The organism is Arthrobacter sp. 01N444 (assembly GCF_056399305.1).
This window is the reverse complement of sequence record NZ_JBFTRB010000022.1, coordinates 24,129-37,063: the sequence shown is the minus strand read 5'-3', so window position 1 is coordinate 37,063 and position 12,935 is coordinate 24,129. Positions and strand designations below refer to the sequence as shown.

Below are 12,935 nucleotides of genomic sequence, written 5' to 3'. Positions count from 1 at the left end.
GCGCAGCCCTGCCTTGCGACCGGCTCCACCAGCTTCACCAGAAATGGGCCACGTCCACCACGAGCCGGGACCCGGTGCCCGGCCCGGGCAGGGCCAGGGCCCGGAACGGCAGCCGGGCGCGGACCCCCAGGCCAATGGTCGAATAGCCTTCGAAGCTGCCCGCCCACGCCACCTGCCGGAAGGTCTGGTACCCAGCCACGTCAGCCAATTCATTCTTGTTCGGCGGGTTGTAGGTGGGATTGCCGGCGTCGTCATATGCGGGAGCATTGACCGTGAGCTGAATGAAGGCCTGGCCCCGCAACGGGACCGGCAGGCCGGACCCGTCCTGCACCACCGCGGGTACGTAGCGGACGCTGTAGCCTGCCACGGGGCCGTTGAGGTCAATGACCAGCCGGTCAAAGCAGTAGTGCTGACCGGTGCGGACGTCGACCACCTTGGCCTGGCTCATGGCCGGATCCATTTTGCTCAGCGACCCCCAGGCCAGTCCGCAGTACGGGTCTGCGGCGGCCGGCGCCGGCGCAAGAATCCCGAGCGCGGCGGCCATCAGAACAGCCGCGAGCAACGCGTTGACCTTTTTCAACTGGATCTTCTTCAACTGGGTCTTCTTCAAGGCCGCCACCCCCTGGTGCTGCCTGACCCTTGGGCTGGCGGAACAGTCAGCGCAGGTCAGACGCTTTCAGCGTAGGCGGGCCCGGCCCGGCGGGCGAGGTCCTCCACAGTTTCGGCGCCCAACCGTTAGCGTGGCCCGCTGCTGGTCACGGACGGATTGCACGGACCCTGTTCGTGAAGGTCGTTCACGAACAGATAACACCGCCAGCAGCAGGCCTGGCCGGGAACGGCGAAGCGCCGGCACCCTCGCGGGTCCGGCGCTTCGTACGGCCTGTCTGTTGCCGGAAGGTTTTAGCCTTCGCAGTCGCGGCAGTACTTCATGCCGTTCTTCTCAAGGGCCACCTGGGACCTGTGACGGACCAGGAAGCAGGAGGAGCAGGTGAATTCATCGGACTGCTCCGGAACAACAATGACCGTCAGCTCTTCGCCGGACAGATCCGCACCGGGAAGATCAATGCCTTCAGCGGTGTCGTTCTCATCGACGTCGATCACAGCGGTCTGCGCGCCGCCGCCGCGGGACGCCTGAAGGGCCTCCAGCGACTCAGCGGGAGATTCTTCTTCTGTCTTGCGTGGGGCGTCGTAATCGGTAGCCATATCGGGGTTCACTTTCGTTGCTGCGCAGCGCCATTTCAGGCACCTCAGTGAAGCAGTTTAGGACATTATGCATGGAGTAGAGCAATAGTGTGGCCTATCAGACAGAATGAGTCGGACGGGCCCTGGAAACCCGGGCAGCGGCCCCCGGCCGGGGCCCCTCCGCGCGGCGGCCGGGCAGTGCAGGTGCGGCATTTCAGTCGACCGGCCAGACCACGAGCGTCTGCCACTTCGCTGGATCGGGTTCGACGCCGGGATCGGTAAGGTAGTACTCCCACATTGCTGCTCCCGGGCTCGCGCCGTCCTGCCGCATCCGCGCCATGATCGCGCCGTAAGTACGCTGCAGTGATTCGTAGGGACCGATGTGCATCGCCTCGTAGGCCTGGCCTGCGGGGAGGGTGCCGGCGACAACCGCCGTGTCCGCGCCACTGGGGTTCGTGAAAGGCGCGGCGAGGGGGAACCCCGCTTCGACGTCGACGACGTCGGTCGGCATGCCGCGGTACAGCGCGAACGGGGGTCCGGCCAACTGGACATGCTGCTCCTGCACCGCACCCATGACGGCGGCGAAGGCACGGCCGAAAAAATCCCGCAACGCATTCATCGGGACTGTCTCATGCACCACCGCCGTGGGCTGTTCCTTGAGTTGGGCGGCCCTGATGTCCGGGGCCGGCCCCGGGTTCGTTTGAGTCATACCCCAGACTCTGCCGGGACTAATCCACGGTCTAGGGCCTTACGGCCCGCAGGGGAGGTCCGCGCCGTGGTCCAGTAGCGGTCCGGCTGCCGGCCCGGGGACGGCGCGGGTTCCACCCCGAATAAATAAATGAACTTTATTCATATTAGGTCTTGCCCCGTGCGGCCATCACCCTCAAACTAAATGAACAACGTTCATTAATGTGACGCCCGTCTCACTGGAGTAGCCATGATCGAAATCACGTCCCTCGACACCCCGCCCTCCCTCGCCCGCACGCTGCCCTCCAGCCGGCCGGCTCTGCGGATCGGCGTCGTGCAGCATCGCTGGCATCCTGACGCCGCGGCCCTGCACGCCGAACTGGACGAAGGCATCGGGCGCGCCGCCCGGCTGGGAGCAGCCGTCGTCTTCCTCCCCGAGCTCACGCTGTCCCGCTATCCCGCGGACACGCTTCCCGAAAATGACGCCGCCCGCGGCGGGACCACGCGCCCGCGGCCCTCGGACATTGCCGAGGATCTGTTCACCGGCCCCACGTTCCGGTTCGCGGCGGACGCGGCCCGGAGGCACGGCATCTGCGTCCACGCTTCGCTGTACCAGAAGGCGGAGAACCCGGACGGCACAGACGACGGCCTGGGCCTGAACACCGCCGTCCTGGTGTCCCCCGGGGGCGAACTCCTGGCCCGCACCCACAAGCTCCACATTCCCGTCACGGCAGGCTACTACGAGGACAAATTCTTCCGCCAGGGCCCGGACGGCGACGATGCCTACGAGGTCCACTCCCCCGCCGAACTCGGCGGCGCACGGTTGGGCATGCCCACCTGCTGGGACGAGTGGTTCCCGGAGCTGGCGCGGATCTACTCCCTCGGCGGCGCGGAACTCCTGGTCTACCCCACAGCCATCGGCTCCGAGCCCGACCACCCCGACTTCGACACCCAGCCGTTGTGGCAGCAGGTCATCGTCGGCAACGGCATCGCCAACGGGCTGTTCATGGTGGCCCCCAACCGCTGGGGCAGCGAAGGCACGCTGAACTTCTACGGTTCCTCCTTCATCTCCGATCCCTACGGCCGGATCCTCGCCCAGGCACCGCGGGACGAATCCGCGGTGCTCGTCGCGGACCTCGACCTCGACCAGCGCCGGGACTGGCTCACGCTTTTCCCCTTCCTGGCCACCCGACGCCCGGACACGTACGGGCGGCTGACCGAACCGGTACGCCCCGACGCCCCGCTCGGCGCCGACACCAGCAAGGCCACCGCATGAGCGCGTGGCGGATGCCGTCCGAAACGGCGCCCCAGGACCGTGTCTGGATGGCGTTCCCCACCGGCGGCTACACCCTGGGCGAAACAGCGGCAGAAGCCCACGCCGCCCGCTCCGTCTGGGCCGCCGTCGCGAACGCCGTCGTGGAATTCGAACCGGTCACCATGCTGGTGGCGCCGGCGGATGTGCAGACCGCGGCGGACTACCTCCACCCGGATATCGAGGTGGTCCCCGCCGCGCTGAACGACGCCTGGATGCGGGACATCGGCCCCACGTTCGTCCTCGACGACGGCGGCCGGCTCGGCGCCGTCGACTGGGTCTTCAACGGCTGGGGCGGCCAGGACTGGGCCGCCTGGGACAAGGACGCGCTCGTGGCGTCGGCCGTCGCGGCCCGCTCGGGGGCCAGCCACCTTGTCTCGCCGCTGGTGAACGAGGGCGGCGGCATCCACGTCGACGGCGAAGGCACCGTCCTCGTCACCGAGACGGTCCAGCTCGATCCGGGCCGCAACCCCGGGCTCAGCAAGGCCGACGTCGAAGCCGAGCTGGGCCGGACCCTGGGCGTAAGCCACGTCGTCTGGCTTCCCCGCGGCCTGACCCGGGATTCGGAACGGTTCGGCACGCGCGGCCACGTCGACATCGTTGCGGCCATCCCGTCCCCGGGCACCGTGCTGGTCCATTCCCAACAGAACCCGGCACACCCCGACTTCGAAGTCTGCCGGGCCATCATCAGCCACCTCGCCACCACCCGGGACGCGGCCGGCCGCGAATGGAACATCATCGAGGTCCCCGCCCCGGAAACCCTGACGGATGAGGAGGGGTTCGTCGACTACAGCTACATCAACCACCTGGTGGTCAACGGCGGCGTCATCGCCTGCACCTTCGGCGACCCGATGGACGAAAAAGCCTTGCGCATCCTTGGCGACGCCTACCCCGGCCGCAGGGTAGTCGGCATCGACGCCCGCGAGCTCTTCGCCCGCGGCGGCGGCATCCACTGCATCACCCAACAGCAACCATCCGTCCCCCAGAAAAAAGGTCAGCAATGAGTCAGACTATCGGCCGCGAAGACGGCACCATCACGCACGACGTCGTCGATCCGGCCGGTTCCAAGCACGGCATCTCGGGCAAGGGACTCAAGGGCGGCCAGCTGGGCCTTCTCGCCGTCGTCGTCCTCGGCATCTCCTCCGTGGCACCCGCCTACAGCCTGACCAGTTCGCTGGGACCCGCCGTCGGCGCCGTGGGCCTGCAGCTGCCGGCGATCTTCATTGTCGCGTTCATCCCGATGATCCTGGTGGCGTTCGCCTACCGTGAGCTCAACGCCGATTCACCGGACAGCGGCACCACTTTCACGTGGGCCACGAAGGCGTTCGGCCCGTTCGTCGGCTGGATGGGCGGCTGGGGTCTGCTGGCCGCCAACATCATCGTCCTGTCCAACCTGGCCGGCGTCGCGGTGGACTTCTTCTACCTCTTCCTGGCCCAGGTGTTCAACAACCCGGACCTCGCGGACCTGACCTCCAACACGGCCGTAAACATCGCGACGTGCCTGGTGTTCGTGGCACTGGCCGTCTGGGTCAGCTACCGCGGCCTGCACGCCACCAAGCTGGTGCAGTACACCATGGTCGGATTCCAGGTCCTCGTCCTGGGCATCTTCGTCGTCATGGCACTCACCCACGCCGCCTCGGGCGACTCGGGCACCGCGATCGCCTTCAGCTGGGACTGGTTCAACCCGATGAAGATCGGCAGCTTCGAGCAGTTCGCCGCCGGCATGTCACTGGCCGTCTTCGTCTACTGGGGCTGGGACGTGTGCCTCACCGTCAACGAGGAAACCAAGGGCGGCAAGGGTACCGCCGGCCGGGCAGGAACCACGACGGCGGTCGCCGTCCTGGCCCTTTACCTCGTCGCGATCGTGGCCACCATGATGGTTGCCGGCACCGGAACCGACGGCATCGGCCTGAACAACCCGGACAACCAGTCGAATATCTTTGCGGCACTGGCTTCCCCAGTCATGGGTCCGCTGGCCATCCTGATGTCCCTGGCCGTTCTCTCCGGCACCGCGTCGTCCCTGCAGTCCACCATGGCCTCTCCCGCACGCAGCCTGCTGGCGATGGGCCACTACGGGGCACTGCCGCCGCGCTTCGCATCCGTCAGCAAGCGGTTCGGGTCCCCCGGTTTCGCAACGGTGATTGCCGGTGCGATCTCCGGCGGCTTCTACGCCGTCATGAAGGTAGTCAGCGAGAACGTCCTCAATGACACCATCATGGCCCTGGGCCTGATGATCTGCTTCTACTACGGCCTCACGGCCTTCGCCTGCACCTGGTACTTCCGGCACAGCCTGTTCTCCAGCGTCCGCAACTTCTTCATGCGGCTGCTGTTCCCGGTCCTGGGCGGCCTGGTCCTCACCGTGGTCTTCTTCCAGACCGCCGTGGACAGCTGGGCACCGGAATTCGGCAGCGGCTCGGAGGTCTTCGGCGTGGGCCTGGTGTTCATTCTGGGGATCGGCATCCTCGCCCTCGGCGTCGTGATCATGCTGGTCGCCGCGAAACTGCATCCGGGCTTCTTCCGGGGCGAGACCATCCGGAAGGACACCCCCGCCCTGGTGGTTCCGGAGTAGCCTCCCAGCAACGACCCGCCGGCCCGAATGAGCTCGGAGCCGGCGGGTTTTTGCGTGCGTCCGTCGCCCGCGTAGCTGCCAGACATGTTGAGGAACACCTCCCCGTGCTAGATTCACGCTGTCTGCATTTCCGCGGGCTCTAGCGCAGCCTGTTCCGGGCGCGGCAATTTGGGGGAAATTTTTATGCTGCTATTCGACCGCGTCCGGCCTCTATCAATTCCGTTGTTCCTTGGTGTGGTCATGATGCTTTCCCTGACACCGCTTGCCCCCGCATCCGCCGCGCCGGATACGACGACGGCGGTCAGTGCAGCGTCCGCCGAGCCGTTGACGACGGCCCCCGTGCCGACGGTCAAGGGCACAACAAAGGTCGGCTACACCCTGACCGCGGTCCCGGGCATCTGGGGTCCGGCACCCGTCACTCTGACGTATCAGTGGAAGGCGAACGGCGTCGTCATCATTGGCGCGACCGCCGCCGCCTACAAACTGGCCGCGGCGCAGGCCGGCAAGGCCCTTACCGTCACCGTCACCGGAACCAAGACCGGCTACACCACCGCCGCGAAGACCTCGACCCCCACCGCAGCCATCGCCGCCGGCTCGCTCGGGCCGGCCCCGGTGCCGACGATCACCGGAATGACAAAAGCCGGCTACACTCTGACCGCAGTCCCGGGCACGTGGGGTCCGGCTCCCGTCATCCTGAAGTACCAGTGGAAGGCGAACGGCGTCGTCATCATTGGCGCGACCGCCGCCACCTACAAACTGGCCGCGGCGCAGGCCGGCAAGGTCGTCACCGTCACCGTCACCGGAACCAAGACCGGCTACACCACCGCCGTGAAGACCTCGGCCGGCACAGCGGCAGTCACGCCCGCAGGACCCGGCGTCGACGTGTCCTGGCCGCAGTGCGGCAAACCGCTGCCCAAGGGCCAGAGCTTCGCGATCATTGGTGTGAACAACGGCCTGGCGAACAACACCAACTCGTGTCTGGCCACCCAGCTGTCCTGGGCCGCCACGTCCACCGGCGGGACCGGGCAGCCTCTCGTGGCCCTGTACGTAAATACCGGGAACCCCGGGACGGCCGGCTCCTGGTGGCCCACCAGCAACACCTATGCCGGGAAGACCGTGGCCAACCCGTACGGCACGTGCACCAAGGGCTCGGTCGGTTCGGCGTGCTCCTATATGTACGGTTACGCCAAGGCCTACGACGACGCCATCATCCGCGGGGTCAAGAACCCGGCCTCCTACACCTGGTGGTTGGACGTCGAGACCGAAAACTCCTGGTCAACGAACAAGGCCGCCAACAGAGCTGATCTGGAGGGCATGGCCGCCTACTTTGCCAGCATCGGAGCCAAAACCGGGCTCTACTCGACCGGCTACCAATGGGCACAGATCATCGGCACGGTGCCCTCGACAAGCAACCTTTACGCCCAGCGAAGCTGGCTCGCCGGCGGGAGCTCCTTCCAAAACGCCAGCAGCATGTGTTCGGCAGCGCCGCTGACAGGCGGCGGGAAAGTCACCATGGCCCAGTACATCTCGGGCGGCTTCGACTACAACAAGTCCTGCATCTGAGTTCCAGCCTCCGGCCAGCCCGGATTCAGTAGTCCGGATAGAGCTCCTCGGACGCTGTAACTGGATTGAGGGGCCCGGCAATCAATGCGGGGTCACCGAGTGCCGCTTCCGCGAGCGCTTCGCACGTCGAGAAGCGGACATCGCCTCGTTCCAGCGCAGTTTCGATCACGGTCCGCAGCGCCTCCAGCCGTCCTGCCCGCCCAGTGAGGAACGGGTGGCAAGTGAGCATGAAAAGAGCACCATGACGTCGCATTGCGTCGATCTCATGAATCCACATGTCCGCCACGACAAGTGGCGACTGGATGATTTCACCGATCTTGGGTTCCGGAAGGAAGGCATACTGCTCCCAGTCATCCAGACTCCAATGTGGGGGGAGCTCCGCAACTGTGCCTGCGGGGGTTTCGATGAGATAGGGGACGTCCGCGTCCATCAGGCTGGAATCGTATTTCAGCCCGTATTCAGCCACCAACGACGGTGTCTGCCACGAGGGCTCCCACAGTGCGGCGCGATGCCCCTTTGGAGAAATGCCGAAACGCCCGAGTGCAGCTAGCGCCAGATCGAAGTCGGCGCGTTCGTCGTCGAAACTCATGTTCACCGCGGTGCGGTGAGTGTGTGAGTGGTGCGCGATCTCATGACCCGATTCCAGGACCTGTTCCACCATGCGGGGATACCGCTCCGCGGTTACTCCTGGAATGAAGAATGTCGCCGGCTGCTGCACATCCTTCAACATCTGGAGAATCCGGGGAACACCCACCTTGGGTCCGAACGCCTGGTGGGTCATCGCCATCGCATTGTCGGCGTAGCGCCGGCCGGCGGCCAGGACGGGCGACTCGGCGTCGACGTCGAAAGTCAACGCGGCAACGCAGGCCGCCCCCTGCCTCCAGCCGCTTTTATCGAATGTCATGTTCGTCCCTCTTCGAAGAAATGGGTTGGAAGAAATGAGTCAGAAGAAATGAGTCAGAAGAAAGGGGTCAGAAGTCATGGGTGGAGAGCCAGTCGGCATAGTCGCCGAGGGCCCGATGCAGCGGCCAGACCGATTCGTAGCCGAGATCCGCGGCTGCGGAAGCGATGCTGAAGTGGCCCTGCAGATCCAAGGTTGGATCCGTCCCGGGCCCGATCTCCACGGAGGCGTCCGGGAATGCGATTCGAACTTCTTTGACGACGTCGCTGAGTGTCCAGTACTCGCTGCCGGAGATGTTGTAGGCCAGGGGCCTGGCCCGGGCCGTTTCTGGTGCCTGGACTGCCGCCAGGACGGCAAGAGCGACGTCGCGGACGTAGACAAGGTTGTAGCGGTGGTCGGCCCCGTGGTCCTGTGAGAATGAACCGTCGCGGACTACGCCGCGCATAATGTCCCGCATGACTTCATCCATGCGGTTTCCGGGTCCGTAAACCTGGCCGATGCGCAGGGAGATGACGTCGACTCCATACCTGTCGCCGTAGACCTGTCCGAGCCATTCCCCGGTAACCTTCGTCACGGCGTAAGGCGTCGTCGGATTTACTGGCTCCGATTCGAGAACCACCGGTGCTGAGGTCTTTCCGTACACGCACTCGGAAGAGAAGTTGATGATCCGTTTGACGCCGTGGAGTCGTGCCGCCTCGAAAACCGCCACCGTTCCCTCGACGTTGGCAGCAAACGTAGCCAGGGGAAAGCTCAGGGAATAGGTCGGGTGGGATATGGCGGCGGTATGGACGATGGTGTCGACGTCGTGCTCCTTGAATACTTCGAGGAGACGGGGGATATCGAACAGTTCGCCCTGGACGGAAACGACGTCGGGGCGTGGCGCCTCGATGAAGTCCCGGTTGTAGCTGACTGTTTGATGGCCGGCGTCGGCGAGTTCGTTGACGATGTGGCGTCCGGTGAATCCGGCACCACCTGTGACCAGAACAGAGCTCATGTGATGTTGCCTTTCACTAGGTGCGTTGGATGTGGGATTCAATGTCCGAGTGGGAACGTCGTGGTCCGACCACCATCGACAACAAGGTTTGTTCCCGTGACATACGAGGATTCAGGACCCAACAGCCACAGCGCCGCGGCTGCAATCTCCTCGGGCAGGGCGAACCGGCCAAGCGGCACGGACACTTCGTCCCGGGCGCGTTCTTCTTCGTTCGCGAACTCGGCCGCAAGCATCGGGGTATCTGTCGTGCCCGGCGACAGTGCGTTGACCCGGACGCCGGCCGGTGCGAGTTCGGCGGCCAGTGACCGCATCATCGACAGCACGCCGCCCTTGGTCGCGGTGTATGCGGTGTAGCCTGCCTGGCCGACGAGTGACAGCTCGCTGGCAGTGCAGACCAGCGATCCACCGCCGTTGGCCGAGAGCGTCCGCGCCGCTGCCCGGGCGAAGTGGAAAGTGCCGGTCAAGTTCACCCGGATCAGTCTCTGCCACAGCTCGTCGGATGTTTCGGCGATGGGCGCAACACTGGAGATTCCTGCGGCGTTGAAGGCCCCGCTCAGGGGCCCGAGTTCTGCTTCCGCCCGGGCGAAGGCCCCATCGACCTGTTGGGACTCAGATACGTCGGCTTCGATGAAGATCACAGCGCCCGAGACTTGGCTTTTTGCGTCTTCAAGCAGACGGTCCGGGAGACCGACCGCTGCAACCTTTGCCCCTTGCGCCAGAAGGGCCCGGGTGGTCGCGAGACCGATGCCGGAGCTGGCTCCGGTGACAAGGTAGGCCTTGTCCTGAAAATGGCTCATGTCTCCTCTTCCCCGTTGGATGTGGAAAGGCGGGCAGCATGCCCCCGGTCACGATTCGGGGGCATACGCCGGATTTGCCGGTTTAACCTTGATGGCTGATTTAGCCAACGAGCGCACGAGTGTGGTCGTTAAGGAACATGCCGCGGGGGTCGAACTCCCGGCGTATCTGGATGAAGGTGTCAAGCTCCGGGTAGAGACGCTCCAATCGGCTCCTCGTCATGAAATGGATCTTTCCCCAGTGCGCGCGGGGCTCGAATTCCTGCAGCACCGCATCCGCATCCCGGAAGAAGGGCCAGTAGTCGGTCCCGGGTTCGGTGGTCAGGGTGATAACGGTGGTGTCGCGTCCTTGGAACTGGGACATGTAGCCTTCGTCGGCTTTCACCCAGCGGACCTCAACGGGGTACTTCTGGTCGGAATGCTTGGTGCGGATCAGCTCCTGGACAGCCTGGACGGCCGCCAGGCCGTGTTCGCTGGGAACGAAGTACTCCAGTTCATGGAACGGTGTGGTGAATCCGCCCGGGTAGATGCGGTACGACCGGTCCAGCCGGGCACCTTCCGTGCGGGAAATTTCACGCTCGTCCTGGACCTGGGCGACGTTGTACCGCTTGGTGTAGCTGCGGTTTGCCATGCTCTGGCCCGGCGAACCGGGCAGGTCCAGGAGCTCACAGGAATCGTTGTCCGGGCACCAGAGGAACGAGTAGTGCCGGTTCCCGTCGATGTCGGCCTGCCAGGTTGCCGCGGTTTCCGCCCACGTGGGATAGGTAATCTCCTCCTGCAGGTAATAGCGGTCCTCGACCGCCAGTTCGACCTCCAGGAAGATTCCGAGCGTCCCCAAGGCGACCTGGGCGGCCCTGAGTTCGCGGAGTTGCCCTTCGCCGATTTCGACGATTTCGCCGTAACCGTTGATCAGCCGGACCCAGCGCAGTGCCGATGAGAAGCTGCCCAGGTTCTTTCCGGAGCCGTGGGTGCTGGTCGCGAGTGCCCCGGCGATCTGCTGCTTGTCGATGTCGCCCTGGTTGCCCAGTGCCAGCCCCTGCTCCCACAGCGGATCGCCAAAGGCGTTGATGGTGGTGCCGGCCAGGGCCCTCGCACGGCGCCCCATGAGGTCGGTTCCGGTGATGGCCGAGAGTGCGGACATGTCCATCAGGACTCCGCCCGTCTGGACAAGCGGTGAGGACGAATGCCCTGAGCCGACTGCACGTACGGGGAGGCCTTCGCGGATGGCGAACCGGACGGCGTCGAGCGCCTCCTGTTCGTTCCGCGGCCGGACGGTGAAGGCCGGCGTGGCGCTCTGGTTGCCGCCCCAGTTGGTCCAGGTTACGTCTGTCCCGAACGGAGCGGACGGGGTTGCGGCGCGCGCCGACGACGCGGAGTGGGGATGATTCGTGGTGGTCATTGCTGGGCTCCGATGCTGTTCTAAACGCTCATGCGCCGTGGTTGATCATGACGTGCTTGGTCCGGGAGTAATCGTCCAAGGCATACAGCGAGAGGTCGCGTCCGTAGCCGGATCCCTTGAATCCGCCCCACGGAACCTCGCAGGCCAACACCAGGTGTGAATTGACCCAGACGGTGCCGAAATCGAGCTGCTTCGGAATGCGGAGCGAGAGGCTCGAATCCCGGGTCCATACCGAGGCGGAAAGCCCGTAGGGACTCTCGTTGGCCCGGGTGATGGCCTCTTCAGTGGAGCTGAAGGACTCGACGGTGACCACTGGGCCAAAGATTTCGTGGGTAGCAATATGCGCCCCGGCCGGGACGTTGCTGATTACAGTGGGTTCAATGAAGTAGCCGGGGCCTTCCAACGCCGAGCCGCCGATGGCCACCTGAAGGCCCGCAGCTTTTGCCTCGGCAAGCGCTTCCTTCACGCGTTCGAAGTGCGGGCGCGAAATCATGGGACCGATTTCCACATCTTCCCCTGCGCCCGGAGCGCCGACGACGAGCGTGCTGACTTCGCGTACCAGGTGTTCGGTGAACTCCTCGGCCACGGACTCGTGCACGAGCACACGGCAGGCGGCGCCGCAGTCCTGGCCGGCATTCCAGAAGCCGGCGTTTCGCACGCCGGCGGCGGCCGCGCGGAGGTCGGCGTCGGGGAAGACAACAACCGGGGCCTTGCCGCCGAGTTCCAGATGGACGCGCTTGACGGACCTGGCCGCGGTCTCCGCCACTGCCTGTCCGCTGACGACGCTTCCCGTCAACGCAACGAGGGCGACATCAGGGTGTTCGGAGAGTCGCTGCCCAACGGTTCGGCCCTTTCCCGTCACGACGTTGAGGATGCCGTCGGGGATGCGTCCGGCGACAAGTTCTGCCAGCTTCAGCGTCGAGAGCGGCGTCTGTTCCGAGGGTTTGAGGACGATGCTGTTTCCGGCGGCGAGGATGGGCGCGATCTTCCAGGCAGCCATCAGCAGCGGGTAGTTCCAAGGGGTGATGACGCCGACGACGCCGACGGGTTCCCTGAGGATGACCGAGGTGTGTCCGGTGGCGTAGTCGCCGCCTGCCATGGAGGTCAGTGTGCGGGAAGCCCCGGCCATGAACCGGAAGGTGTCGATGGTGCTGGAGACATCGTCCTCCGCGACGGTTCGCGGTTTGCCGGTGTTGGCGGACTCGATGATTTCGAAGGCTTCACGGTTGGCTTCAATGATGTTGGCGATCAGGGAGAGCACCTCGGAGCGTTCCTTCGGTGTCGTGGTGCCCCAGGACTTCTGGGCCGCCACGGCTGCTTCAACCGCAACGTCCACATCCGCGGCCGTGCCGGCAGGAACCGATGCGATGACCTGTTCCGTGGTGGGGTCGACGACGTCGATCAGCCGGGTCGCGGAACCGGAAACAAACGTTCCGCCGATGAAGTGCCCCGCCGGAGGCAGGAAGCTGGCGCAGCTTTGCTCCTCGGAGGAACGTCGGACTGTGAACTGCTCGGTGTCAGTGAGTGTCATGAT

At 65.1% G+C, this 12,935-nt stretch carries 12 protein-coding genes; 4 read left to right on the top strand and 8 right to left on the bottom strand.

The genetic code is table 11. The features are described 5' to 3' along the window. Positions 1–34: 34 nt before the first annotated feature. From AC1DKN_RS19170 to AC1DKN_RS19160, 3 genes are all read right to left on the bottom strand, one after another. Positions 35–580 (bottom strand): AMIN-like domain-containing (lipo)protein, encoded by a 546-nt coding sequence (locus AC1DKN_RS19170; protein WP_476872230.1) that lies wholly within the window; start codon positions 578–580, stop codon positions 35–37. A gap of 320 nt (positions 581–900) precedes the next feature. Continuing rightward, positions 901–1,203 carry a DUF4193 domain-containing protein gene (locus tag AC1DKN_RS19165; RefSeq protein WP_018775830.1) on the bottom strand — a complete coding sequence of 101 codons (303 nt, stop codon included), beginning with the start codon at positions 1,201–1,203 and terminating at the stop codon, positions 901–903. A 193-nt stretch (positions 1,204–1,396) separates the two neighbouring features. Further along, positions 1,397–1,891 (bottom strand): GyrI-like domain-containing protein, encoded by a 495-nt coding sequence (locus AC1DKN_RS19160; RefSeq protein ID WP_290370286.1) that lies wholly within the window; start codon positions 1,889–1,891, stop codon positions 1,397–1,399. A gap of 228 nt (positions 1,892–2,119) precedes the next feature. On the opposite strand from AC1DKN_RS19160, the gene AC1DKN_RS19155 reads away from it, so the two are divergent. The 4 genes from AC1DKN_RS19155 (at position 2,120) to AC1DKN_RS19140 (ending at position 7,313) form a co-directional block, all read left to right on the top strand. Then, a complete protein-coding gene (locus AC1DKN_RS19155) occupies positions 2,120–3,145 on the top strand; it encodes a nitrilase-related carbon-nitrogen hydrolase (RefSeq protein ID WP_476872211.1) in 1,026 nt (341 codons plus the stop codon). Next, positions 3,142–4,185, top strand: coding sequence for an agmatine deiminase family protein (locus AC1DKN_RS19150; protein ID WP_476860117.1), 1,044 nt, complete (start codon positions 3,142–3,144; stop codon positions 4,183–4,185). The genes AC1DKN_RS19155 and AC1DKN_RS19150 overlap by 4 nt, the downstream gene beginning before the upstream one ends. Further along, complete coding sequence (locus tag AC1DKN_RS19145; RefSeq protein ID WP_476872210.1) at positions 4,182–5,750, top strand: APC family permease; 1,569 nt, start codon at positions 4,182–4,184, stop codon at positions 5,748–5,750. The genes AC1DKN_RS19150 and AC1DKN_RS19145 overlap by 4 nt, the downstream gene beginning before the upstream one ends. Before the next feature lie 240 nt (positions 5,751–5,990). Further along, positions 5,991–7,313 carry a hypothetical protein gene (locus AC1DKN_RS19140; RefSeq protein WP_476872209.1) on the top strand — a complete coding sequence of 441 codons (1,323 nt, stop codon included), beginning with the start codon at positions 5,991–5,993 and terminating at the stop codon, positions 7,311–7,313. A gap of 25 nt (positions 7,314–7,338) precedes the next feature. Here AC1DKN_RS19140 and AC1DKN_RS19135 read toward each other — a convergent pair whose 3' ends face one another. The 5 genes from AC1DKN_RS19135 to AC1DKN_RS19115 all read right to left on the bottom strand — a co-directional run bounded on the left by AC1DKN_RS19135 (position 7,339) and on the right by AC1DKN_RS19115 (position 12,932). Next, positions 7,339–8,217 (bottom strand): polysaccharide deacetylase family protein, encoded by an 879-nt coding sequence (locus AC1DKN_RS19135; protein ID WP_476872208.1) that lies wholly within the window; start codon positions 8,215–8,217, stop codon positions 7,339–7,341. Between the two features lie 67 nt (positions 8,218–8,284). Next, positions 8,285–9,208, bottom strand: a complete 924-nt coding sequence (locus tag AC1DKN_RS19130) for an NAD-dependent epimerase/dehydratase family protein (RefSeq protein WP_476872207.1) — start codon at positions 9,206–9,208, stop codon at positions 8,285–8,287. Between the two features lie 38 nt (positions 9,209–9,246). Further along, the gene (locus AC1DKN_RS19125; protein ID WP_476851559.1) at positions 9,247–10,005 is read right to left on the bottom strand and encodes an SDR family NAD(P)-dependent oxidoreductase; all 759 of its coding nucleotides are present in this window, start codon (positions 10,003–10,005) and stop codon (positions 9,247–9,249) included. 100 nt (positions 10,006–10,105) lie between these two features. Then, entirely contained in the window at positions 10,106–11,401 is a 1,296-nt protein-coding gene (locus AC1DKN_RS19120; RefSeq protein WP_223914341.1) for a D-arabinono-1,4-lactone oxidase, read from the bottom strand. Between the two features lie 28 nt (positions 11,402–11,429). Next, entirely contained in the window at positions 11,430–12,932 is a 1,503-nt protein-coding gene (locus tag AC1DKN_RS19115; RefSeq protein ID WP_476872206.1) for an aminobutyraldehyde dehydrogenase, read from the bottom strand. Positions 12,933–12,935 lie beyond the last annotated feature (3 nt).